Raw genomic sequence first — 23,963 nt, 5'->3', positions numbered from 1 at the left:
TGCCGGCTACCACCCCAGCCGGGGCCAGAACAGGCCGGCACGTACGCGATAGTCCGCGTAGGCTCCGGCCAGCGGCGTGCGCGAAAATTTCTTCTCTTCGTCCAGCGCCGCAAACACATAGAGGATAGCGATCCCGGCGACCGGCACCACCGCCCAGACCGACCAGATCGCGATCCCCCACCCGATCCAGAAGACGATGTAGGACGTATAGAAGGGGTGGCGGACATGGCCGTAGGGGCCGTCGGTCAGCAGGCTGTGCGGATCGTCGGGTGCGAAGGCGAAGCGCAACCGCGCCTTGCGCGACGTGACAATCGCCCACCAGAACAGGGCAGAGCTCGCCAGTTCGACGGCAAGTCCGGTGAGCTTTGCCGAACCCGGCTGCGATTGGATCCAAAGGATGGCGAGAAAGAACAGCGCCGTGGCGATGACCGCCGCCGAAATCACCATGGCGCCTGGAGACATCGCCTGCGATTGGAAATGCGCCCGCATCGACCAGACATACTGGCCAAGCGTCGCGATGCTGCAGATCGAGACAAGAAGATCGAGGACTGGTTCCATTGTCGGGATTCCGCGGGTGGTTGCCATGGAGCCGGAGGTTCGTGCCGGCTATCTCTTTAGAAATCGTTTCTTAACCACATGTTTAAAGAACATATAGAGCCAGCGATGCGATGTTGGCGGTCAGGCAAATCTCAAGGTCTAATCCAGCATGAGCATCACTCACCGCACCATCCGCACGCCGCAGGCCGACTTGCGCCTCAGCCAGTCGTCTGGGTCCGGCATGCCCATCGTCATGATCCATGGCTCGGGCAGTTCGCGCGCCGTGTTTGCCCGTCAGTTCGATAGCCCGCTTGCCGACGGCCATCGGCTGATCGCCTTCGACCTTCCCGGCCACGGCGAGTCCTCCGATGCCCGCGACCCGGCGACCGCCTATACGATTACCGGCCTTGCCCAGACCACAGCCCGGCTTCTCGACGCTTTGGGCATCGGCCACGCCATCATCTTCGGCTGGTCGCTCGGCGGCCATGTGGCGGTCGAACTGGCCAGCTTTCACCATGCGGTCAGCGGCCTGGTGCTGACCGGAGCGCCGCCGGTGTCGCGAGGGCCGCTTGGCATGCTGCGCGGCTTTCACGCCAACTGGGACATGCTGCTCGCCTCCAAGAAGGTCTACTCCGAACGCGACATCGAGCGTTTTGAGGCTCTGTGCTACGGCGACACCGCCAGTCCGTCTTTCCGCGAAGCCATCAGGCGCACCGACGGTCGGCTTCGCGCCGGCGTGGCGCGCTCCATGTTTGCGGGCAAGGGCGCCGACCAGAAACAGGTGGTCGAGCACGCTCCGTTCCCCGTCGCGGTGATCAATGGCGAGCATGATCCGCTGGTGCGGCTAAGCTATTTCGAGACCGTCGCCTACAGCTCGCTGTGGGAACAGTGCCATGTCATACCAGGCGCCGGCCATGCGCCCTTCTGGGAACGTCCGGACCTGTTCAACCCGTTGCTGTCGCGCTACGCCGAGATGGTGGTGAAGCAGAGTGCAGCCGCCACGCCCACGCGCCGCACTCAGGCAAGCTGAAATCGCCCGACGGTTCTGATCCCCGGGTCTTGCCTCGGCCGCCTGACGGCGGCGCGATTTCTATTTTCCTTGCCCTCCCGGCTAACCCGTGGGACGATGGGTTGGGCAGGTGGCTAAATGAAAACAACCCCGCCCGCGACGGTCGAACAGGCCGGCCGCCGCTCACGACAGGGTGCGATCGGCGCAAAACCGTTTCCACTTTTGCTGATCGCACTCCAAGGGCAACGCCTGAGTGGAGGTCAGCCATGGGTACTCGCGCCGGAGGACGACGCACGGGACCGAAATGCATTGCCATAGTCGGTCCCTTTGCAAGCGGTAAGACGACACTTCTCGAAGCCATCCTCGCCCGTACGGGCGCCATCCCCCGCCAAAATCCCGTTTCATCGGGAAGCACCGTTTCCGATCATTCGCCCGAGGCGCGGGCGCACGCCATGAGCGTCGAGGCGACCTTTGCCACCACCGAATTCATGGGCGAGCAGATCACCTTCGTCGACTGTCCCGGATCGATCGAATTCTCCTTCGAGGCCGAGCCGGTGCTGGCAGCCTGCGATCTCGCGGTGGTCGTCGCCGAGGCCGACGAGAAGAAGATCCCAGCCTTGCAGCTCATCATGCGCAAGCTCGACGATCTCGGCGTGCCGCGCATCCTGTTCCTCAACAAGGTCGACAAGGCAATCGCCGGCGTACGCGATACGCTGAAGATGCTGCAGCCGACGAGCGCGGCGCCGCTGTTGCTGCGCCAGATTCCGCTGCGCAAGGACAATGTGGTGATCGGTTCGATCGACCTGGCGCTGGAGCGCGCCTACATCTACCGCGAATATGCCGAAAGCCAGGTTGCCGAAATTCCAACTGACGACAAGGCGCGCGAACTGGAGGCTCGCTTCTCCATGCTGGAGACGCTTGCCGACCATGACGACCAGTTGATGGAGCAGTTGCTGGAGGAGATCGAGCCGCCGAAAGACGCGGTCTTCGACGATCTGTCCGCCGACCTGCGCGCCGGCGCCATAACGCCGGTGCTGATCGGCACCGCCGAAAAAGGCAACGGCGTGCTGCGCCTTTTGAAGGCGATCCGCCATGACGCACCGGATGTCGAGGCGACGCGCAAACGGCTCGGCGTCCCCGACGGCAATCACACCGTGGTCCAGGTGATGAAGACCATCCACACCGCGCATGGCGGCAAGCTGTCCGTGTCGCGCGTACTCTCCGGCCAGATCGCCGATGCAGCCGAACTCTATTTGTCGAATGGCGAGACGGCGAAGGTCTCCGGCATCTACAAGATGCTCGGAAAGGACCAGTCCAAGCTCACCGCTGCCAAGGCCGGCGACACGGTGGCGTTGGGCAAGCTGGACGAGGTCAAGACCGGCCAGACGTTGAGCTCCACGAAGGGCGGTATCAAGCCGCTGGTCACGCTGACGCCGCCGCAGCCGGTCTTTGCCTTTGCCCTGCGGCCGAAGGAGCGCAAGGACGAGGTCAAAATGTCGGCGGCCATCCAGCGCCTGGCCGAGGAAGATCCCTCGCTCACCTTGCGCCACAATCAGGACTCGGCCGAGACCGTGCTGTCCGGCCATGGCGAGATGCATCTGCGGGTCGTGCGCGAGCGGCTGGAAGGCAAGAATCAGATTCCGGTCGAAGGCCATGCGCCTGCCGTCCCCTATCGCGAGACGATCCGAAAGACGGTGCAGCAGCGCGGCCGCCACAAGAAGCAGTCCGGCGGCCATGGCCAGTTCGGCGATGTGGTGATCGAGATCAAGCCGCTGCCGCGCGGCTCCGGCTTTCAGTTCTCGGACACCATCACCGGCGGCGTCGTGCCCAAGACCTACATCCAGTCGGTCGAAACCGGCGTGCGCGATTATCTGAAATCCGGCCCGCTCGGCTTCCCTGTGGTCGATGTCGCCGTCAACCTCTCCGACGGCTCCTACCACGCCGTCGATTCCTCCGACATGGCTTTCCAGATGGCGGCCAAGCTGGCCATGAAGGAAGGCATGGCGGCCTGCTCGCCGGTGCTGCTCGAGCCGGTCATGAAGGTCGAGATCGTCACGCCGTACGAAGCCACTTCGAAGATCATCGCGCTGATCCCGCAACGGCGCGGTCAGATCCTTGGCTACGACGCGCGGCCTGACTGGCCGGGATGGGATGTCGTGGAGGCGACCATGCCGCAGGCCGAGATCGGCGACCTGATCATCGAACTGCGCTCGGCGACCTCCGGCGTCGCCAGCTATCGTTGCGCCTTCGATCACATGGCCGAGCTGACCGGACGGTTGGCCGACGAGGCGATGAACGCCAACGGCAAGGCTGCCTGACAGGCCGAAGGATGATCCGCACAAAAAACGGCGCCCGGATGATCCGGACGCCGCTCTTATTGCGGACCGTCTTCTTGGGAGGAAAACGGCAGGTCCGCCGCACGTATCCGCCGCGCCATACGGCACTGACAGACGAATAGGTTCGGACGCGGTAGCCGCCTGAGCCCGGATCTTCCGAGTGATGCCCCCATCTCCCGGTCGAACCACACCGCGTCCTATGATCTGCTTAAACGATGAATCACGCCTGCGGCATGTTACCTGAGGTTACATGTCACTGTTACGCGGCGATTTTGCTCGATTTTTCGCTGGCTACGGCAGGCCCGGAAACAAAAAAGCCGGATCAATGAAGATCCGGCTGAGTTTGATTGGAAGTGCCTGTTAAGGCTAACCTCCAGAGGGGAACACTCGAGGGCGCTAATGGGAGGAGAACGCACCCAGGAGATGATCTATATATGTGCTGTTCATGCCCAAGAAACAAGCATCTATTTTGCAACACACGCATGCAAAAAGGTACAGGCTGTGGTCTAACCCATGTCTAGGGGCCATAGGACCACGAAAAGTTGCCAAATGAATGGCGCGACCATGCTGTTGCCTTCGCAGAACCGCAAGTCGGGCTGATTCTCGCGCTCGCGGGCAAAAAGCCGAATGACGTTGAATCGGGCACCAGGCGTTTATTTTTGCGGCAGCGGGATGGGAAGGGTCGGCCGGAAGAAGGGAGACCTGACATGCGGACACCCCAGGCGATCGCCGGCAGCGCGGTCTTCTTCATCGCCGCACCTTGTGTCGTCGCCGGGCTGGTGCCCTGGCTGCTCACGGACCGCTACCGTCTGCCGCTGTCGACGGTGCCCGGCTTCGTGCCGGCCGGCTCCATCCTGATTGTCGCGGCCATCGCCCTGCTCGTCCAGTCCTTTGCCCGCTTCGCGCTCGAAGGCCTCGGCACGCCGGCGCCTGTCGCGCCCACCGAGAGACTGGTGATCGGCGGCGTCTACCGCCATGTCCGCAACCCGATGTACGTCGCCGTGCTGTCGATCATCCTCGGCCAGGCGTTGCTGTTTTCAAGCTGGAGCGTCGCTGCCTATGCCGCCATCGGCGCGATCGTCATGGGCTCTTTCGTCAGGTTCTATGAGGAGCCGACTCTCGCCCGCCGCTACGGTGGCGAATACGAGACCTACCGCCGCAATGTTCCCGGCTGGCTGCCACGGCTGACGCCTTGGCGGGGGTGACCAGCACCTCCCAAGGGCATGTTTAAAATGACCAGCTGCGCGCTTTGGCGATGATGAAGTCGCGGAAGACGTGCAGCTTGGCCTGGTTCTTCATTGCATCGGGATAGGCGAAATAGGTGTCGAAGGACGGCACCTCGGTCTCCGGCAAAAGCTGCACCAGATCCGATTCCTTGGAGATCACGTAATCGGGCAGCATGGCGATGCCGGCGCCGCCCTGCACGGCGCGCTTGATCGACAAGATGTCGTTGATCTGCAGCGTCGGCACCCTTTGCCCACCGTCGAAATCGCCGATCGTTTCCAGCCAGTTCAGCTCCGACAGATGCGACGGCACCGGCACACCGAAAGTGACGATGCGATGGTTCTTCAGATCGGCGACCGAGGTCGGCTTGCCGTGCTTGCCGACATAGGACGGCGAGGCATAGAGGTGGAAATGCACAGTGAACAGGCGGCGCTGGATCAGGTCCGGCTGCTGCGGCTGGCGCAGACGGATCGCGCAATCCGCCTGGCGCATGGTGAGGTCGAGTTCCTCATTGGCGAGGATCAACTGCAGGCTGATTTCGGGATAGAGCTCGATGAACTCCTGCACCCGTTCGGTCAGCCAACCGGCGCCAAGCCCGACTGTCGTCGTCACCCTGAGCACGCCTGAGGGACGGTCCTTTGCCTCGGTCAGCTTCGACTTGATGGTCTCCAGCTTCATCAGCACGTCATGCGCCGTGCGGAACAGCATTTCGCCCTGCTCGGTCAGCACTAGGCCGCGGGCATGGCGATTGAACAGCGGCACCCCGACGTCATGCTCGAGCGCGCTGACCTGGCGTGAAATCGCCGATTGCGACAGGTGCAAAGTCTCGGCGGCATGGGTAAACGACCCAGCCTCCGCCGCTGCGTGAAACACGCGAAGCTTGTCCCAGTCCAACGCCATTGAATTCCCCTCGTTCTGTTCTTGGCGTCTGAATGAAAAATCAGGCTTTTGAACGGCTTGCGACGCCGTCTTGATAGATTTTATTCCGCCGCTTCGCGGTGCACCTCGATGCCGGCCAGGTATTTTTCCGCCTCGAGCGCGGCCATGCAGCCGAGCCCGGCGGCGGTCACCGCCTGACGGTAGATGTCGTCGGTTACGTCACCGGCGGCGAACACGCCGGGCACATCGGTGCGGGTCGAATTTGGCGCCGTCCACAGATAGCCGTTCGGCTTCTGCTTCAGCTTGCCGACAAACAATTCCACCGCCGGCGCATGGCCGATCGCCACGAACACGCCGTCCACCTGGAGATGGGTGACCTCGCCGGTCACCGCATTTCTGAGCTTCAGCCCTTCGACCGAAGGCGGCAGCGGCGTCTTGCCGGGCCGGCCGGTGATCTCGTCGACGATCGTGTCCCAGATGACTCGGACATTGTCCTTTTTCAACAGCCGCTCACGCAGGATGCGCTCGGCGCGGAAATCGTTGCGCCGGTGGATGACGGTCACGCTCTTCGCCAGATTGGAGAGATAGAGCGCCTCCTCCACCGCCGAATTGCCGCCGCCGATGACAGCGACATCCTTGCCGCGATAGAAAAAACCATCGCAGGTGGCGCAGGCCGACACGCCGAAGCCCATGAAGGTCTGTTCGGTGGGGATGCCCAGCCATTTCGCCTGCGCGCCGGTGGCAATGATCAGCGCGTCGGCCGTGTAGGTGGTGCCGGAATCGCCCGTGGCGCGGAACGGCCGCACATTGAGGTCAACCTCGGTGATGATGTCGTTGACGATGTCAGTGCCGACATGCTCGGCCTGCTTCAGCATCTGCTCCATCAGCCACGGGCCCTGGATCGGATCGGCGAAGCCCGGATAGTTTTCGACATCGGTGGTGATCATCAGCTGCCCGCCCTGCTGCAAGCCTGCTACGAGCATCGGCTTGAGCATGGCGCGCGCGGCGTAGACTGCGGCGGTATAGCCGGCCGGGCCGGAACCGATGATAAGGACAGGCGCGTGCTTGGTGGTCATCTAAAGCCTCTGCGGGGCAGACAATCGAGTGTGCCTTGGAAAACGACGTGAAATGTTGCTGGTAATGTAAGGGTTGCCAACCACACCAGCAAGACGATCAGGCCGTCGTCCCCGGAAAGCTTCGGCCTACAGGCTTATTCGCGCAATGGCCGCTTTCGTTACGGTTGCGAAATCGCCCGACCAAAGGGCTGGCATCGACACAAAAGTCGTTTAAGGACGAGAGCGCGAAAGATTCTTGCGCTAAGCCGAGACCGCCATGCCCCTGAAAGCCGACCTCGATGCCATCGACTGGAAGATTCTGCGCGAGCTTCAGGCCGACGGGCGCATGACCAATGTCGAACTGTCGAGCCGTGTCGGCATTTCCGCCCCGCCCTGCCTGCGCCGTGTCCGGCGGCTGGAGGAAACCGGCATCATCAGAGGCTATCGCGCCTTGCTCAACGCGCCGGCGCTCGGCATGGATGTCGTCGCCTTCTGCCTGATCGGCCTGCATCACCAAGCCGACGCGGAGCTCAAAGCTTTCGCCGAGCGCACTCGCGGCTGGCCGATCGTGCGCGACGCCTGGATGGTCTCGGGCGAATCCGACTTCCTGCTGCATTGCGTGGCGAGTGATCTCGGCACCTTCCAGACCTTCGTCATCGAAGAACTGGCTTCGGCGCCGAATGTCAACACGGTGCGCACCGCGCTGACCATCCGCCGCGTCAAGGACGAAGGGCTGGTGGCGTTCAGCGCCTGATAAGCGAGATTAACTTCGAAAAAGCATGTGCGACGCCGACCAAGACATACCCCAACAGACACACTGCTACCTCTCCGACAACTGGCAAAAGAATGAAGCCGTCCCCAGGGCCGGGGCTCTCACCAGGGGACATCTCCGGCAAAGCTAAAAAGGCTAGCAAAATAGGTGAGCAAGCAAGCCAGACGAATGTGATGACATGCGGCAACCATTTGAGACGGAAAATGTTTTTTGACGCGAGAACGCCGCGCCGATCACAATCATGTTGACGACGAATATGAGCCAGAAAGCGAATTCTGGCGCCGAAATCGTAGGGTATTCCGGGTCAGATTGCGTGAACATGAGCGGCCAAGGTTGAATATGCCATCCGGTTTCAGCTACGGAATCGGGAGTACTTTGACCCACCCTGCCAAGGGCAGGATCTGCTACCTGCGCTCCACCGTGAGAACAACAGGCAATCCCCAGGGCACATCTAGCGGTGCTTGAAGCAGTGAGACGTCGCCATCCGCGACCTGGGCTTCCCACTTGGCATAGTGTTTCAACCGGTAGTTCCCGGAGCGGACGCTGAGGCAGGCAACAGGCCCGCCATCGAGGTTTAGCGCCGTCTTGAGATCGAGGTCGGTCTGCAACAGGAAGTTTGCTAGCCGGTCCAGCGAGAAGAAAGCGTCCTTGGTCGAACCGACGATGATCCAGCCCTGACGATCTTCCGCGATAAAGGTGCGGTTGGCCAACCAGTTGCTCTTGGCGCGTACATTGTTGCGGCCGTCCTCACCGACAAGCAATGGATAGGAAACCATAGCGTTTTCGGCATTCTCCGTGACTGCGCGCCAGTCACGTGAATTGAGATCGACCACATGCGTGCCGGAGGCATTCACGAACCAGGCGCCGGCCTTCGCATCGTATTCATCCGGCCCGAGCCTCGCACCCATGCTGACAAAGGGCGTGTCGGCTTCGCCCTTCAGTCCGAAATAACTGCCATTGACGATCAGAACGGTGCCGCCTGTGCCTTGTGGATTGAGTGCCGCTTCCCACTGGTCGATGTCCTTGGCACCACTGGGCTCGTTACGGGCAACGAAACGGAATTTGGCTGGATCGAAACGGTTGAGATAGAGCCGGTCAATTTCACGGTCGCCCGCCATGACGGGGATTTCTCTGACCTGGAATCCAGGCTCGGTTTCATTCCATGAGCTGGCTCCAGCGGTCACATCAGGAATTTCCGATTTCAACGCAAGCTGCATGGCAGGCGAGAGACGCGCATCGTCGGGTGCAACGGCGATCCAGTAGCTTCCGCCGCGGCGAAGAAGTGCATTGAGCCCATACACGCCGTGTTTTTGCCAGACATACCCCACGGCTGAAAGCACAGCCAATATCAACAAGACAACGGCAACAGAGATTGCTTTCTTCAATGAATTCCCCTCGTTCTTCGATGGAATGACATCTGCAAATTTCTTGCTTGAATGATGTCTGATCTCTGCAGTTTTTCCGCAAAAGAGCGTGGTGCTTTCCTGGGGAATAGCGTCAAAGCAAAGAAATGGATCGGCTCGCCGTTTCTGCGAAACGGTGAAACGCTCAAGCTAACCCATTGAGATTGCGTCGCAACAGATCCGGAAAGCTAAATCAGTCTCGATCCGAGCGACTCGACAGCTCTCAAAAGCCGTTCCAGATCATCGGGGTTGCGCAGCGGCAGAACCTCGAAGCCCGGCTCATTAGTTCCCTCGCCATCCACCAGCCAGCCGCGCGGCAGGCCGGCACGTTGTCCGGCCTGCATATCCGCGGCCTTGTCGCCGACTATCAGCGAGCGCTTGAGATCGAGGCCGAGACGCTGCCGGGCCTGTAGCAGCATGCCCGGATTGGGCTTGCGCATTGGATGGTCGGCGACCGCCAGTGGCCCGCTGCCCGCCTCGTGGTAGGCGCAGGCCAGAACCATGTCGACGAAGGCATCGCCGGCGGCAAGCAGCTTGAGAACCCGGCCGTTGACCGCGGCAAATTCCTTCCAGCCGAAATAGCCGCGCGCGATGCCGGACTGGTTGGTGACGATGACCACCGGGATGTTGCCCCGGTTGGCCGCCGCGATGACCGGCACGATGCCGTCGCGCAGCGCCATTTTGGCGGGATCGTCGGGATAACCCGTATCGACATTGATGGTGCCGTCGCGGTCGAAGAACAGCGCCGGCGTCCCAGCGAGAAAGGACTGCAAACCCACCCGCTCGACCCACAGGCCGGGTTCAGCCAGCGGGTATGGGCCGTAGGCCCCGATGTCAGCCATTCGACAGACGGTCTTCCACCACCTCGCAGAGATAGTGGTAGAGGCAGAGATGTCCCTGCTGGATGATCGGCGTCGAGGTCGAGGGCACGTTGAGCAGGATGTCGGTGAGCGGCTTGAGTTTGCCGCCGCCGTCGCCGGTGAGGCTGACCACCGTCATGCCCATCATGCGCGCCTGTTCGGCGGCAGCCAGAATGCTCGGCGAATTGCCGCTGGTCGAGATCGCCAGAAGCACGCCGCCGGCCGCGCCATGCGCTTCGACCTGGCGCGAAAACACGGTGTCGAAGCCATAGTCATTGCCCCAGGCGGTCAGCATGCCCGCGTTGGCCGGCAGCGCAATCACATTGTAGGCCTTGCGCTCCTTAAGGAAGCGGCCGACCAGTTCGGTGGCAATGTGGATGGCGTCGCTGGCCGAGCCGCCATTGCCGCAGACCAGCAGCGCCTTGCCCGAGGAAAGCGCGGCGACGACCGCACTCACAGCACGTTCCATCTCGGCGGTCAGGTCACGCTCGACTGTCGCGGTGATCGCGGCCGCCGAGCGGACCAGATAGTCATTCAGTCCGGACATGAAATCCCTCAGTTGGTACCGCCGCCGGCGCGCAATTTGCCGATCGTGCCGGTGGTGCTCTTGCCGGCGACAAGGTCGACCAGGACGACGCGCCCGCCCGCCTTCTGCACCACATCGGCGCCGACAACGGTCTCGACCGTGTAGTCGGCGCCCTTGACCAGAATGTCGGGCAGAAGCGCCTCGATCAGCGCCAGCGGCATATCCTCTTCGAACACCACGACCGCATCGACCGAGGCCAGGGCGGCGAGCACGCAGGCACGATCATGCTGATCGTTGACCGGGCGCCCGGCGCCTTTCAGCCGACGCACCGAGGCATCGCTGTTGAGGCCGAGCACCAGCCGGTCGCACTGGCTGCGCGCCGCGTGGAGAAGACTGACATGGCCGGCATGCAATATATCGAAGCAGCCATTGGTGAAGCCGACGCTCAGGCCCTCGTCCTTCCACGCCGCCACCATGCGCGCGGCCGATGCGGCATCGAGGATGGCGTCCTTGTGGGCGGTGGGGCCGTGCGAGCGGAACAGCGCGCCGGTGAGTTCCTCCACGGTCAGCCGCGCGGTGCCGCGTTTGCCCACCACCACACCGCCGGCGGCATTGGCGATGGAGGCGGCCATGACGCGATCGGCGCCCGCGGCCAGAGCCAGCGCGAAGCTCGCGATGACCGTATCGCCGGCGCCCGAAACGTCGAACACTTCGCGCGCCTGGGTGGCGATGTGGCGCGCCTCATCCGCGCCGACGACGCTCATGCCCTTTTCGCTGCGGGTGGCGACGACGAACTCGAAGCCATGCGCCGAAATCAGCTGGCGTGCCGCCGCGACGATCTCGTCGTCGGCGAAAACCGGGCGACCGACAGCTTCGCCAAGCTCCTTGCGGTTGGGCGTGATGGCGGTCGCGCCGGCATAGCGCGCATAGTCGCGGCCCTTGGGATCGACCAGCACCGGTTTTCCCGCCTCGCGGCAGATGGCGATCAGGTCGGCGGCGACGCCGTCGAGCAAGATGCCCTTGCCATAGTCGGACAGAATGACGATGTCGGCGCGCGTGAGTGCGGCGCGAAAATGCCGGACCAGGTCCGCCCGTTCCTTGTCGTCGAGCGGCTTGATCTCTTCCTCATCGAAGCGCAGCACCTGCTGATTGAGCGCGCTGAAGCGGCTCTTCGACGACGTCATGCGGCCGCGCTCCTGCCCTAGGCCCGCCGTGTCGGCGCCGAGTTCGCCAAGCATCCGCACCAGATTGTCGCCGGCCACATCGGTGCCGATCACCGATATGGGAATAGCGCTGGCACCCAGCGAGACGATGTTGGCGACAACGTTGCCTGCGCCGCCCATCGTCGAGGTCTCGCCGCGCCCGTGCAGCACCGGGATCGGCGCTTCCGGCGAGATGCGCTCGATGACGCCGTTGACGAAACGGTCGAGAATGAAGTCGCCGACCACCAGCACGGCAACGTCGCCAAAGCGGGCAATGGCGCGGTGCAAAGGTTCGGGCGAAGGCGGATTGTGCTTGATCATGTCACTGGCAATGCGAGGGAAAGGCCGACCTCAATCACGCTGAAAATTGTCTATTTACGGGCCGGATCGTTCATGGCGAAGCCGATATACCGCAAATCCGCGCAGCGCAACGTCAGGGCGGCCGTCAGCTCTTCTGCAACGCGACGTGGACGCCCAGTCCGACCAGCACCGCCCCGCCCGCCCGCTGCATGATGCGCTGCGCACGGCTGGAGCGCTTCAGCCGGGCGATCACCATGCCTGCCAGCAACACGCAGACAATATCTGCCGAAGAGAACATTAAATTGACGATGGTGCCCAGCACGACGAATTGCAGCCACACAGGGAACCCCGCCGAGGCATCGATGAACTGTGGCAGGAACGCCATGAAGAAGATCGCCGTCTTCGGATTGAGCACTTCGACGGTGATGCTCTCGAAAAATGCCCGGCGCGCCGATTTGCGCTCGATCGCCGGCAGCGCCGTGTCACCGTCCCCGCGCTTGCGGAACAAGGACACGCCAAGCCAGATCAGATAGAGCGCGCCGATGAGCTTGACCGCCATGTAGAGCGGCGGCACCGCATGGAAGAGCACCGACAGCCCGGCGGCAGCCGCAAAGACATGGAAATAACCGCCAAGATGGATGCCAAGTGCCGCCGTCAGCCCCGACCAGCGCCCGCGCGCCATGGTCTGCGCGGCGGCATAGAGCATCGCCGGTCCTGGAATATAGGCAAAGATCGCCGTGGTGGCGAAAAACGCAATGAGCAGTTCGGTCGACGGCATTTTTTGTCCCCTAGCTTGCGGGCCTCGAATAAAGCGGGCCGCTTCGCGGTCTCACTGTGGCGTCGTGGTGCTTCATCGACAGTACGCTTGGCCTCCCTTATAAGGACCGGAATCGCAAGCAACCAGAGGCATTCATGATCATCGTCACGGGCGGGGCCGGCATGATCGGCTCCAACATCGTCGCCGCACTCAATGCCGAAGGCCATTATGACATCCTCGTCGTCGACGACCTCACCGACGGCCACAAGATCGCCAACCTGGCCGATTTGCAGATAGCCGACTATCTCGACAAGGACGAATTCTTGGCCACCTTGGAAGCCGGCGACCTAGGCCGCGTCGAGGCCGTCTTCCACCAGGGCGCCTGCTCGACCACCACGGAATGGAACGGCAAGTTCATGATGGACGTGAACTACGCCTTCTCAAAGCGCTTGCTGCATGGCTGTCTTTCGCTGCGCATACCGTTCCTCTATGCCTCCTCGGCTTCCGTCTACGGCGGCGGTTCGGAGTTTCGCGAGGATCCCGCACTTGAGCGGCCGCTCAACGTCTACGCCTATTCGAAGAAACTATTCGACGACTATGTCAGGCGCACCGTGTTCGACACCGATCATTCGCAGGTCGCGGGCCTGCGCTACTTCAACGTCTATGGCCCGCGCGAGGCGCACAAGGGCGCCATGGCCTCGGTCGCCTTCCATCTGTTCAATCAGGTCGGGCGCGGCGAAAACCCAAAGCTGTTCGGCGCCCATGACGGCTTCGGCCCCGGCGAACAAAGCCGCGACTTCATTCACGTCGGCGATGTCGCCGACGTCAATCTGTGGCTGTGGAAGCGCGGCTCGAGCGGCATCTTCAACTGCGGCACCGGCCGCGCCCAGCCGTTCCGCGCCATTGCCGAGACCGTGATCGATACGCTGGGCCAGGGCGAGATCGAGTTCATCGAATTCCCCGATCACCTCAAGGGCAGCTACCAGAGTTTTACCCAGGCTGATATGTCCCGCTTGCGCGCAGCCGGCTATAATGGGCAATTCCGCAGCGTGGAAACCGGCGTCAGAGACTATGTCGAATGGCTGAAAGCCCAACGATCCTCGTGATCGGCCCACGCTGGGTGGGCGATATGGTCATGGCTCAGTGCCTGTTCTCGGCATTGAAGGAGCTCCATCCCAACGCCGCCATCGACGTGCTTGCCCCGGCCTGGGCGGCCCCGCTGGTCAAGCGCATGCCCGAGATTCGCCAGCAGATCGATTTCCCGCTGCAACCCGGCGCGCTTGAATTCATCATTCGCCGCCGCTTCGGCCGCCTGCTGCGCGGCCGCTACGACATGGCCTACGTCCTGCCGGGTAGCTGGAAATCGGCGCTTATCCCGTTCTTTGCCCGCATTCCGCGCCGTTTCGGCAATTTGCGCGAAATGCGCTATGGCCTGCTGACCGACATCTTGCCGCTGCCCGATGCCGTCAAACGGCACACCGCGCAGGCCTATTTTGGCCTCGCCCAAGGCGGACATTTCCGGCCGCCGCGGCTCACCGTCGACGCCGGCAATCAGAAAGAGCTGCTCGCTCGCTTCGCACTTCAGCCGGGAAAATTCGTCGCCATGATGCCCGGCGCCGAATTCGGTCCGGCCAAACGCTGGCCTAGCGAAAGCTATGCCGGCCTCGCCAGAGAGATGATGGCGAAAGGATTCAAGGTCGCGTTGTTCGGCTCGAAGAACGATCGCGACGTCACCGCCGAGATCGCAGCACTCGCGCCCGGTGTCGTCGATCTGGCAGGAAAGACGCGGCTGGAGGACGCCATCGACCTGATCGCCGCGGCCAGGCTGGCGGTGTCCAACGACAGCGGGCTGATGCATGTCGCGGCCGCCGTCGGCACGCCGGTCGTTGCCGTCTACGGTTCGACCTCGCCGGAAAACACGCCGCCGTTGGCTGAACAGCGCGAACTGATCTGGTTGCATCTGTCCTGTTCGCCCTGCCACCGGAAGGTCTGTCCGCTCGGCCACCTCAACTGCCTGAAGACGCTGGACGTTGCCCGAGTGGCAGCGGCGGCGGACAGGTTGCTGGAACTCCCGGCCGCCGCATGAAGGTGTTGATCGTCAAGACCTCCTCGATGGGCGACGTCATCCACACCTTCCCCGCCGTCGAAGATGCACGCCGCAAGCGCCCCGATATCGCCTTCGACTGGTGTGTCGAAGAGGCCTTTGCCGGCATCGTCGCGCTGCATCCGGCGATAGCAAAGATCCATACCGTCGCCATCCGGCGCTGGCGCAAGCATCTGTTCAACGCCGGCACATGGCGGGAGGCGACAAGCTTGCGCCGCGCTCTGCAAGCAGGCGAGTACGACCTCGTCATCGATGCGCAGGGGCTGCTGAAATCGGCCCTGGTGGCGAAACAGGCAGCGGCACCAATCGCAGGTTTCGACCGCGCAAGCGCGCGGGAGCCCTCGGCAACGTTGTTTTACCAGCGCAAATACGCCGTGCCCCGCAACCTGCACGCCATCGAACGCACGCGCCGGCTGTTCGGGCTGGCGCTCGGCTACGAGCCCGATCTTTCGGCGCTCGCATCCGGGATTGTGCCGCCTCCCGGCGGCCTGGCCGGCATTGACGGCAAGACGGCCTTCCTGCTGCACGGCACCAGCCGCGAGGACAAGAAATGGCCCGCCGAAGACTGGATCGAAACGGCTCGCCTGCTGGTTGGTAGCGGAATGACGCCGGTCACCACCTGGTCGAACGAGCGTGAGAAGGCGGTGGCCAAGGCGATCTCGAAAGCCGTGCCGTCAACGATCGTGGTGCCGAGATCGCCGCTGGCAGACATTGCCGCGATCCTTGGCCGCTCGACGCTGGTTATCGGCGCCGACACCGGTCTGACCCACCTCGCCAGCGCCTTCGGCCTGCCGACGGTCGCGGTGTTCCTGGCGACCGAGCCGGGTTTGACCGGCCCGCGCGGGCAATATGCCTCAACGTTGCTGGCCGCAGCGGGGGAGCGCCTCATGCCGGCACAGGTGGTGCCGGAAGCAGAAAAGCTATTAGCCCTTAAGCTCCAAGCTTCGGCATAGGACCTTCCAGCAATTCTGAGGTGCTAGATAAATTGCACCTGGACGATCTCATAACCCCTGGCGCCGCCGGGGGCGTTGACCTCGATGGCGTCGCCGACTTCCTTGCCGATCAGCGCGCGCGCGATCGGCGAGGAGATCGAAATACGGCCCGATTTCACATCCGCTTCCTGGTCGCCGACAATCTGGTAGGTCTTCTTTTCCTCGGTGTCCTCGTCGACCAGCACCACCGTGGCGCCGAACTTGACCTTGTCGCCGCTAAGCTTGGTGACGTCGATCACCTCGGCCCGAGCAATATAGTCTTCCAGTTCGTTGACACGGCCCTCATTGAGGCTCTGCGCCTCTTTGGCGGCATGATATTCGGCATTTTCGGACAGGTCGCCATGCGAGCGCGCTTCGGAGATCGCCTCGATGATACGTGGCCGCTCTTGCTGCTGGCGCCAGCGCAGTTCTTCCTTCAATGACGCGAACCCCTCGCCTGTCATCGGGACCTTGTTCATGATGCCTGACCTTTCCTGCCGCCACCCCCGCATTTCGGGGAAAGCCTTGTCGATGGGTATAAAAAGAAAACGGGTCCGGCAGCCTCGGGCTAACGGAACCGTTTCACCGCAATTTTCCCCAATATAGCGATCCTCGCGCGTTTTTCACGCTGAAAAAGCAGGCTTTTTGAAAAATCATGAGCCGACTTGCGCAATTGCCGTCACGGCATGTGCAGCGTGTTGCAGTTGCGACAACAAAAACCGGCTGCGATTGCTCGCAGCCGGCCCAGAGAAGCCGTTGGGGTGGGGTCAGCTTCTCATGAAATGGTAGATCTGTTCGGCCAGCATGCCGTATTCGCGCGAATCTTTGCCCGTCCGCTTCTCGATCTCGGCCAGCTGCGCCTGGGCGCCGGCCAGATCGCCGATCTGCAGATGGGCCTCGCCGAGATATTCGCGCACCAGCGTGTAATCCGGGTTGATGCGGAGCGCTTCCTCGTAATAGCCGAGACCGACGGTGACACGGCCGGAATGGCGATGCGAATAGCCGAGATAGTTGAGGATGCGTGGATCCTGCTTGTTGGCGGCAAGGCTGAGCACGGCGATCGCCTCATCATAACGCCCGGCCATGGCCAGGTCGTGACCAGCATCGTAGATGTTGTCGTCGTCCAGCATGCCGTACTTCGGCGCGACGCATTTCTGCTTTTTCTTGTCCCAGACCTGCCCCTTCTTGCACTGGGTGGTGGTCTCGGTACCACCGCCACCGCCGCCGGCCGCAAACACCGGAACCGCAAAGAACTGCAGCGCCACAAGCGCCGCAGCCGCCTGGATCAACACTCTTTTATGCATCGAAGCCTCCTTGAGGGATAATGACGATCTTGAGGGAAAATGACGATAATGAAAAGCTAACGCCGGGATGCAGACTTTTCATCCCGGAAACCCGCAGCCGCCGAAACTATTTGTGCGGCCGTGCCTAACCTGAATTCGGTCAAAGGCGGGAGCCAGGGATCAGAACATGACGTGACGCGCGCTGCAAATCCGCTATCATTCGGGAAATGATCAGCGGGGGTGCCCGAGAGTGCAACAGCGCCGTGAGCGGGAATGGGAGCTATCGATCGGCCCGGACACCGTGCGCCTGTTCATTCTCAAGGCAAAGGGACTGAGTGCTGCCGTCAACGAAGACTATGCCGACGGTGCCGAGCATGAGGTCGAGCTCGATGGTGAATCACATGCCAATCACCACCATGACGGTCTGGCGGAGGAAAGCGCGGAAGACCTCACCGAGGAAGAGCTGCGCGAGCTGATCAACGACCTCAACGTCGACGAAGCGGCCGAGTTGATCGCGCTGGCCTGGGTCGGCCGCGGCGACTATGACGCAGCGGAATGGTCCGATGCGGTTGCCGCCGCGCGCGACCGCGCCAACAAGCGCACGGCGAAATACCTGCTCGGCATGCCGCTTTTGGCCGACTGGCTAGAAGAAGGGCTGGAAGCGATTGGCGCGTAACGACGTCGTTACCGTTCGTGATGGGCCGCAGGCAACCTCCGGGCGTTCGCGCCGTTGAGGACGATGGGGTCTGTTGTACTTTCCCGAACATGCAGGGTTGCACTGGTCATGGTCGTCACGGCTCTGCTGCTGACGCCCCTGCTGACGCAAGCCGACGCCAAACAGCGCAAGAAGCATTACACGCCGCTGTCACAGCGGTTGGAGCAGTTGTTTTCACCGCGGGTCGACTCGCATCCTAAGCCGCGCAGCAAACACCGCCAGAAGCCCAGGCCACAGCGGCACATCACGCCAAAGCAGGTGGAACAAAAGACCCCGGATAAAGAGCCCTCGCCCGCCGATGTTCCGGTGCAGCCCTCGCGCGTTGTCCCGCTGCCCGAGGCGCGTCCTTCAGAGGCGCCGAAGACCGGCGCGGCACCGATCGAAAAGCAAAAGGCCGAAGGTCCGAACCCCCTTGGCGCGCCCAACCGGTCCAATGACGATCGATTCAACGAAGAAAAGTCCCGTTTTAAAAAGCAGGCGCGGCCCGGACCGTCAGCCCCGAAGCCGTCGACCGATAAGCAAAGCGAGCCCGAGCCGCCGGCCGCGGTGCCGATTCCGACACAAAAGCCAGACACTTCGGAACCTGAAGCTCAGCCGCTGGCCGTTGCTCCGCAACCACCTGAAAAACCCGATGCCGGCGACAAGAAGATGCTGCCTGATCCGCGCTCGGCCGATGTGCCCGATGCAAAAATGCCGGCGGCGGAAGTCGCCTGTCGCGAGCGGCTGACGGCCCTTGGTGTCGAATTCGAGGAGCATAAGGCGGAAAGCAATCCCGACATCGGCTGCTCGATCCCCTATCCCCTGCTGCTGAAGTCGCTCGGAAAATCCATCGCTATCGGCCCCGCGACCGAACTCAACTGCCCGATGGCCGAGGCGGCAGCCCGCTTTGCCGCCGAAATCATACAGCCGGCGGCGAAAGCCGAGTTCGGAGCCGACCTGAAATCGATCAACCAGGCATCGGCCTTTGTCTGCCGGCCGCGCAACGGCACGCGCCATCTGTCGGAACATGCCTTCGGCAACGCGCTCGATATTGCCAGCTTCACGTTGTCGGATGGCAGAAAGGTCGAAGTCGGTCCAACGCCGCCCGAGAAGGACGGCAAATTCCTCAATGCGGTGCGCAAGGCCGCCTGCGGACCGTTCAAGACCGTGCTTGGACCGGGCGCGGACCCGGACCATTCCCTGCATTTCCATCTCGATCTCGAACCGCGCCGGAATGGTGGCACTTTCTGCCAGTGATGGCCCTTCAGTGATCGTCACCGGTGATGGTCTGGCTGCCGCATTTCGGCCGCAGGCATGAACGGGAACGCTGAGTTTTCCTTTACCCTTGATCGCTAAAATCCCACCGATCAAGGACAGGATTCCGCCCATGGCCGCAATATTTCGCGCCGCGAAGGCAAAAAGCGCAGCGATACTGGCCGCCGGTCTTGCGCTGGCCGCCGTTTCGGCTTGCAACACTGGCAGCGTGCTGTCGCTGCAGCCGGCCGTCGATGTCGGCTCGCAGACCGCGGCCGTGCCGCAATATGAAGGCATGCAGAAGCTCGTCCCGTCCAATCCCTATATGACTGCCGCCTATCCGCACATGGACGAGCCGATGTCGGAGTCGGAGCCGCAGCAGATGCCGGCCAGCGAAACCGATTGCCGTGGCGAGCTGAAGCGGCTTCGCGTCGTCTACACCGATGTCCAGCCGATCCATGAGGGACAGTGCGGCATAGACTGGCCGGTCAAGGTCTCCGCCATCGGCGGCATCCAGATGAAGCCCGCCGCGACATTGACCTGCGACATGGCCGCAAGTTTCGCCGCCTGGACCAGCAACGAACTGGTTCCTTCCGCCCGCTGGCGCTATTTCTCGGGCGTCAAGACCATCCACCAGGGCTCGAGCTATTCCTGCCGCAACATCGCCGGCGAAGGTGTCCTGTCCGAGCACGGCAAGGGCAACGCCCTCGACGTCATGAGCATCGAGCTCAACAACGGCGACGACATCGATGTGCGCAAGCCCGGCCTGTTTGCCTTCCGCACCCGCGGCTTCCTCAACAATGTGCGCGCCGACGGCTGCCAGTATTTCACCACCGTGCTCGGTCCCGGCTACAATTACGATCACCGCAACCATTTCCATTTCGACATCAAGAACCGCAAAAGCGGCTACCGCGCCTGCCGCTAAAGCGTTCACCGTTCAGAAATCAGTCGGGATTGGCGTTCCCGGTGGAAGCGATGATTTGCTCGGCCACCAGATCCTGAATGCGCCAAAGGTTCCTGTCGCGGATACCGCTCTCTTCCAACTTGCTGACGGTTCGGAACAGGTATTGAGCCGACGAGCCCCAATGCCCGGCAGCCCGCGCCAGCGTGTCGGCAACCTGCTCCAATGGCAGCCGGCCCGCATAGGCCCTGCCGTCTGGCGCGGCGACGAAAGCCAAGGCCCGCAACGGCCCATCCTTGGTCTTGACCTTGATCCAGCATGGCACGTTAGTCGGCGGGTTGGCATCGATCTCGCGGCGCATCAACTGGCCAAGTTGCCCGAAATGGTCTTCCGCGGGCAGCCGATAGACGATGCCGTTGCAGCTGCCGCCTCGATCGAGCGCCAGCATCAGCGCCGGCAAATCACGGGTTCCGCGCCAACGGGTCAGCGTCAGGCAGAACGAGCGGTGCCATCCTGGCGCCGTGGCCGGGCGCTGCTCGACATGTGCAAATTCGGGGTTCCAGATCAGCGACCCGTAGGCAAAGACCCATAGCGCTTCAGGCCGATGCTCCGACAGAAGTTGCTCGACAAGACTATCGAACTCCGCGTCTGTATGCTCGGTTGTTCCGGGCTCGGGACCCGGATCCGGTTCGACACGCTCGACCCTTGCGACAAGGTCCGCGGTCAATGCCATCGAGCTGCGACCCACCGGCTTCTTATCCATTCCTGCTCACCCCACGCAAAAACGATGGCCGACGATAGAACGGCTGCTCGCCGCTGGCCATTGATTTCCAGGGTCCGTCAGGCACAGATACCGCACGGATCGAGCCGCTTTCATGAGCCGACGAAGCCTGCAACGACGCGCATTGACCTGGCTCGCCGCTCTTCTGGCGGTCTGGCTGGCCCTCGCCTATGTCGCTGCGCCGGAATTCTGGACGGTTCGCGACCGCGGCTTTCGCACGCAGACTTTCGAGATGGTGACACACACGCCGCAAGGCATTCCGGGCGACCCGATCAATATCGGCCTTGTCGGTACCGAAAAAGAGATGATCCATGCCTTCGCCATGGCCGGATGGGATACGGCCGATGGCGTGACGCTAAAGACCGCGATCGAAATCGGTGAGAGCGTGCTGTTCGATCATCCCTATCCTGACGCCCCGGTCAGCCGGCTGCTGTTCGAAGGCCGCGCCCAGGATCTCGCCTTCGAAAAGCCGGTCGGCGGCAGCGCCGACCGGCGCCATCATGTCCGCTTCTGGCGCAGCGATGCGACCGGCGACGACGGCCGAACGCTCTGGATGGGCTCGGCCAGCTTCGACCGCGGCGTTGGTCTCAGCCACGATACCGGCGCCATCACCCACCATATCGCCCCTGACATCGACGCCGAGCGCGATCTCGTGATCCACGACCTGTCGGCGGCCGGCATGGTGATCTCGGTGAGCGACATCCCGGGCATCGGCGCCACCAGGACCGGACGCAACGGCGGCGGCGATCCCTATTTCACCGACGGCAAGGCTGTTGTCGGGGTGCTCAGGCAATTCCCCTGAACCACTGTCATTTTCCAAAAATCATCGCGGACTATTTTCCTGCGGCCCGCCGCAATGCTATTGAGCCCTGATGCTATACGTCGAAATCGCCACCGTGGTCGTCCTCATCTGTGTGAACGGCCTTCTGTCGATGTCCGAGCTCGCCATCGTGTCGTCGCGCCCGGCGCGGCTCAAGGCGATGATCGACCGCGGCGTCAATGGCGCCGGGCGTGCGCTGACGCTCGGCTCCAATCCCGGCAAATTCCTGTCGTCGGTGCAGATCGGCATCACTCTGGTCGGCGTGCTGTCGGGCGCCTTCTCCGGCGCCACGCTGGGCGACAGGCTTTCGGTGTACCTGGCCACGACCGGCATGCGCGAAAACATCGCCGACCCGCTCGGCGTCGGGATCGTCGTCGCCATCATCACCTATTTCTCGCTGATCGTCGGCGAGCTGGTGCCCAAGCAGATCGCGCTGCGCGATCCCGAGCGTGTTGCCGCCCGCGCGGCGCCTGCGATGACCATCCTAGCCACCGTCTCCGCGCCGCTGGTGTTCCTGCTCGACATTTCCGGCCGCGCCATATTGTGGCTGCTTGGCCAGCGCGGCGAGAGCGAGGAGAAGGTCACCGACGAAGAGATCAAGATGCTGGTCGCCGAGGCCGAGCACCACGGCACCATCGAATCCGACGAGCGGCGCATGATCGCCGGCGTCATGCGGCTCGGCGATCGCGCCGTGCGCGCCGTGATGACGCCGCGCACCGAGGTCGACTGGATCAATTTGCAGTCCGATGAGGGTGCCATCCGCAAGCTCTTGATGGAGACCCAGCATTCGCGCCTGCCGGCCGGCGATGGCGGCGTCGACGTCATGGTTGGCGTTGTTCAGACGCGCGACGTGCTGGCCGCCCTGCTCGCCGGCCGCGCACTCGATCCGCGCAAGCATGTGCGCGCCGCCCCCATCGTCTACGATCAGGCCGACGCGCTAGATGTGCTGCAGAAGCTGAAGGAATCCGACGTGCCGATGGCGCTGGTGCATGACGAATACGGCCATTTCGAAGGGATCGTCACGCCTGCCGACATTCTCGAGGCCATCACCGGCGTCTTCCGCGCCGACCTTGATGCCGGCGACGAGGAAAACGCCGTCAAGCGCGAGGACGGCTCATGGCTGCTCGCGGGATACATGCAAGCCGACGAGATGGCTGACGTTCTCGGTATCGACCTGCCGGAAAACCGCGACTACGAGACCGTCGCCGGTTATGTGCTGTCGCACATGCACCATCTGCCGGCGACCGGCGAATGCGTCGACGCGCAAGGCTGGCGTTTCGAGGTCGTCGACCTCGATGGCCGCCGCATCGACAAGCTGATCGCCACCCGGCTGCCCAGCGGCCATCGCGAAGTGGTGCGTTGACGCTCTGCCGTCAAAGCGAATAGCGCCCTCAGACCGCGGCTTCGATCGGTTCGGCAAGCTTCGGATTGGAGCGCGAGGCGATCAGGCAACTGGCCACGATCAGGGCCGCTCCAGCCAGCGTGGTCCAGGTCGCCGCCTCGTCGAAGAACAGCCAGCCAAACACGATCGCCCAGATGAAGGCGGAATACTCCGTCGGGATTAGATATTGCGCTTCGGCCCGCGCGTAGGACCAGCTCATCAGGAACTGGCCGGAGAGCGACAGCCCCGTCACCCCGGCCAGTGGAAGCCAGAGATTGCCCGGCAGGGCAACCGCGAGCCAGGGAGCGGCGGGGAGAAGGACGGCGGCAACGCACAGGTTCTGGAACAGCATGATCTCGACTGGTTTGGCTACCAGCGCCTGCCGCCGCGAGAGGATCAGATTGTAGGCGTAGAACACCGTCGATGCGAGCACCGCCACCGTGCCAAGCAGGGCATCCCCGGTATAGTTCCCTTGCCCGAACTGTCCGGCCATGATGATGACGACGCCGGCGATGCCCGCCAGCGACGCCCAGATCGCCTGGCGCTGTATGCGTTCGCCCAAAAGCAGCGCCGCCAGCAGGAGAGCGAACAGCGGCGCGACGAAACTAAGCCCGATCCCATCCGCTAGCGGCAATCTGGCAAGGCCCCAGAAGAACGACAGCAGAACGATGCCCACGATCACGGCGCGCAGCGCGTGTAGCCGCAGCACGGAAGGCGTGGGAAGGGAACGCGGCCCCGCCGCCCAGGCCGTGCCCGCGACCACGCTCGCAAGCATGCTTCGCCACAGCACCGTGTTGTAGACACCGACGGCGATCACCAGGATTTTCATCGCCGCATCCATGGCGGACAGAAGGAAGATCGCAAGTGCACAGACCAGCACCGGGGTCATGGGGGAAACGACGCCTGACAGGCTG

24 protein-coding genes are annotated in these 23,963 nt (G+C 62.8%); 12 read left to right on the top strand and 12 right to left on the bottom strand.

What is annotated here, in order from left to right; translation table 11 throughout:
* Positions 1–6: 6 nt before the first annotated feature.
* Positions 7–558: a methyltransferase family protein gene (locus NKI37_RS05395; RefSeq protein ID WP_023695759.1), complete on the bottom strand. Its 552-nt coding sequence runs from the start codon at positions 556–558 to the stop codon at positions 7–9.
* Between the two features lie 148 nt (positions 559–706).
* Here NKI37_RS05395 and NKI37_RS05390 point away from each other — a divergent pair, with 148 nt between their 5' ends.
* From NKI37_RS05390 to NKI37_RS05380, 3 genes are all read left to right on the top strand, one after another.
* Positions 707–1,567: an alpha/beta fold hydrolase gene (locus NKI37_RS05390; RefSeq protein ID WP_023711179.1), complete on the top strand. Its 861-nt coding sequence runs from the start codon at positions 707–709 to the stop codon at positions 1,565–1,567.
* Between the two features lie 245 nt (positions 1,568–1,812).
* Complete coding sequence (locus tag NKI37_RS05385; RefSeq protein ID WP_023711178.1) at positions 1,813–3,864, top strand: elongation factor G; 2,052 nt, start codon at positions 1,813–1,815, stop codon at positions 3,862–3,864.
* A 725-nt stretch (positions 3,865–4,589) separates the two neighbouring features.
* Positions 4,590–5,087, top strand: a complete 498-nt coding sequence (locus NKI37_RS05380; protein WP_023711177.1) for a methyltransferase family protein — start codon at positions 4,590–4,592, stop codon at positions 5,085–5,087.
* Positions 5,088–5,109: 22 nt separating this feature from the next.
* Here the strand turns inward: NKI37_RS05380 and NKI37_RS05375 are convergent, their stop codons facing one another.
* Both NKI37_RS05375 and trxB read right to left on the bottom strand, forming a co-directional pair.
* Positions 5,110–6,006 carry a LysR family transcriptional regulator gene (locus NKI37_RS05375; protein WP_023671970.1) on the bottom strand — a complete coding sequence of 299 codons (897 nt, stop codon included), beginning with the start codon at positions 6,004–6,006 and terminating at the stop codon, positions 5,110–5,112.
* An 80-nt stretch (positions 6,007–6,086) separates the two neighbouring features.
* Positions 6,087–7,061, bottom strand: a complete 975-nt coding sequence (gene trxB / locus NKI37_RS05370) for a thioredoxin-disulfide reductase (RefSeq protein WP_023689720.1) — start codon at positions 7,059–7,061, stop codon at positions 6,087–6,089.
* Positions 7,062–7,317: 256 nt separating this feature from the next.
* Here trxB and NKI37_RS05365 point away from each other — a divergent pair, with 256 nt between their 5' ends.
* Entirely contained in the window at positions 7,318–7,794 is a 477-nt protein-coding gene (locus tag NKI37_RS05365) for an Lrp/AsnC family transcriptional regulator (RefSeq protein ID WP_352789479.1), read from the top strand.
* Positions 7,795–8,216: 422 nt separating this feature from the next.
* Here the strand turns inward: NKI37_RS05365 and NKI37_RS05360 are convergent, their stop codons facing one another.
* The 5 genes from NKI37_RS05360 to NKI37_RS05340 form a co-directional block, all read right to left on the bottom strand.
* Entirely contained in the window at positions 8,217–9,197 is a 981-nt protein-coding gene (locus tag NKI37_RS05360) for a phosphodiester glycosidase family protein (RefSeq protein ID WP_245260033.1), read from the bottom strand.
* A gap of 206 nt (positions 9,198–9,403) precedes the next feature.
* A complete protein-coding gene (locus NKI37_RS05355; RefSeq protein ID WP_352789476.1) occupies positions 9,404–10,057 on the bottom strand; it encodes a D-glycero-alpha-D-manno-heptose-1,7-bisphosphate 7-phosphatase in 654 nt (217 codons plus the stop codon).
* Entirely contained in the window at positions 10,050–10,622 is a 573-nt protein-coding gene (locus NKI37_RS05350) for a D-sedoheptulose-7-phosphate isomerase (protein ID WP_023701614.1), read from the bottom strand. Before NKI37_RS05350 ends, NKI37_RS05355 begins: the two co-directional genes overlap by 8 nt.
* An 8-nt stretch (positions 10,623–10,630) precedes the next feature.
* Entirely contained in the window at positions 10,631–12,124 is a 1,494-nt protein-coding gene (gene rfaE1 / locus NKI37_RS05345; protein WP_352655126.1) for a D-glycero-beta-D-manno-heptose-7-phosphate kinase, read from the bottom strand.
* Positions 12,125–12,248: 124 nt separating this feature from the next.
* Positions 12,249–12,881: a LysE family translocator gene (locus tag NKI37_RS05340; protein ID WP_023671977.1), complete on the bottom strand. Its 633-nt coding sequence runs from the start codon at positions 12,879–12,881 to the stop codon at positions 12,249–12,251.
* Between the two features lie 134 nt (positions 12,882–13,015).
* Here NKI37_RS05340 and rfaD point away from each other — a divergent pair, with 134 nt between their 5' ends.
* From rfaD to waaC, 3 genes are read left to right on the top strand one after another with little or no spacing between them, the layout of a single operon-like run.
* The gene (gene rfaD / locus NKI37_RS05335; protein WP_352789473.1) at positions 13,016–13,966 is read left to right on the top strand and encodes an ADP-glyceromanno-heptose 6-epimerase; all 951 of its coding nucleotides are present in this window, start codon (positions 13,016–13,018) and stop codon (positions 13,964–13,966) included.
* A complete protein-coding gene (gene waaF / locus NKI37_RS05330; RefSeq protein WP_023683755.1) occupies positions 13,939–14,946 on the top strand; it encodes a lipopolysaccharide heptosyltransferase II in 1,008 nt (335 codons plus the stop codon). Before rfaD ends, waaF begins: the two co-directional genes overlap by 28 nt.
* A complete protein-coding gene (gene waaC / locus NKI37_RS05325; protein ID WP_023683754.1) occupies positions 14,943–15,917 on the top strand; it encodes a lipopolysaccharide heptosyltransferase I in 975 nt (324 codons plus the stop codon). The genes waaF and waaC overlap by 4 nt, the downstream gene beginning before the upstream one ends.
* Before the next feature lie 23 nt (positions 15,918–15,940).
* Here the strand turns inward: waaC and greA are convergent, their stop codons facing one another.
* Entirely contained in the window at positions 15,941–16,414 is a 474-nt protein-coding gene (gene greA, locus NKI37_RS05320; RefSeq protein ID WP_023683753.1) for a transcription elongation factor GreA, read from the bottom strand.
* Between the two features lie 288 nt (positions 16,415–16,702).
* Positions 16,703–17,239, bottom strand: a complete 537-nt coding sequence (locus NKI37_RS05315) for a tetratricopeptide repeat protein (RefSeq protein ID WP_023683752.1) — start codon at positions 17,237–17,239, stop codon at positions 16,703–16,705.
* Positions 17,240–17,468: 229 nt separating this feature from the next.
* On the opposite strand from NKI37_RS05315, the gene NKI37_RS05310 reads away from it, so the two are divergent.
* The 3 genes from NKI37_RS05310 (at position 17,469) to NKI37_RS05300 (ending at position 20,091) form a co-directional block, all read left to right on the top strand.
* Entirely contained in the window at positions 17,469–17,894 is a 426-nt protein-coding gene (locus tag NKI37_RS05310; protein ID WP_023683751.1) for a DUF3775 domain-containing protein, read from the top strand.
* A gap of 198 nt (positions 17,895–18,092) precedes the next feature.
* Positions 18,093–19,169 (top strand): extensin-like domain-containing protein, encoded by a 1,077-nt coding sequence (locus tag NKI37_RS05305; protein ID WP_352789503.1) that lies wholly within the window; start codon positions 18,093–18,095, stop codon positions 19,167–19,169.
* A gap of 130 nt (positions 19,170–19,299) precedes the next feature.
* Positions 19,300–20,091, top strand: a complete 792-nt coding sequence (locus NKI37_RS05300; RefSeq protein WP_023695766.1) for an extensin-like domain-containing protein — start codon at positions 19,300–19,302, stop codon at positions 20,089–20,091.
* A 19-nt stretch (positions 20,092–20,110) separates the two neighbouring features.
* Here NKI37_RS05300 and NKI37_RS05295 read toward each other — a convergent pair whose 3' ends face one another.
* Positions 20,111–20,830, bottom strand: a complete 720-nt coding sequence (locus tag NKI37_RS05295; protein WP_502896357.1) for a gamma-glutamylcyclotransferase — start codon at positions 20,828–20,830, stop codon at positions 20,111–20,113.
* Between the two features lie 112 nt (positions 20,831–20,942).
* Between NKI37_RS05295 and NKI37_RS05290 the strand changes: the two genes are divergently transcribed.
* Positions 20,943–21,650 carry an LssY C-terminal domain-containing protein gene (locus tag NKI37_RS05290; protein WP_023724930.1) on the top strand — a complete coding sequence of 236 codons (708 nt, stop codon included), beginning with the start codon at positions 20,943–20,945 and terminating at the stop codon, positions 21,648–21,650.
* Positions 21,651–21,720: 70 nt separating this feature from the next.
* On the top strand, positions 21,721–23,031 hold the full coding sequence (locus NKI37_RS05285; RefSeq protein ID WP_023689708.1) for a hemolysin family protein: 1,311 nt from the start codon (positions 21,721–21,723) through the stop codon (positions 23,029–23,031).
* Positions 23,032–23,059: 28 nt separating this feature from the next.
* Here NKI37_RS05285 and NKI37_RS05280 read toward each other — a convergent pair whose 3' ends face one another.
* Positions 23,060–23,938, bottom strand: a complete 879-nt coding sequence (locus tag NKI37_RS05280; RefSeq protein ID WP_023671990.1) for a DMT family transporter — start codon at positions 23,936–23,938, stop codon at positions 23,060–23,062.
* Positions 23,939–23,963: the final 25 nt, after the last annotated feature.

The organism is Mesorhizobium sp. M0626 (assembly GCF_040320665.1).
Classification (GTDB): domain Bacteria; phylum Pseudomonadota; class Alphaproteobacteria; order Rhizobiales; family Rhizobiaceae; genus Mesorhizobium.
This window is presented reverse-complemented; position numbering and strand designations above follow the sequence as displayed.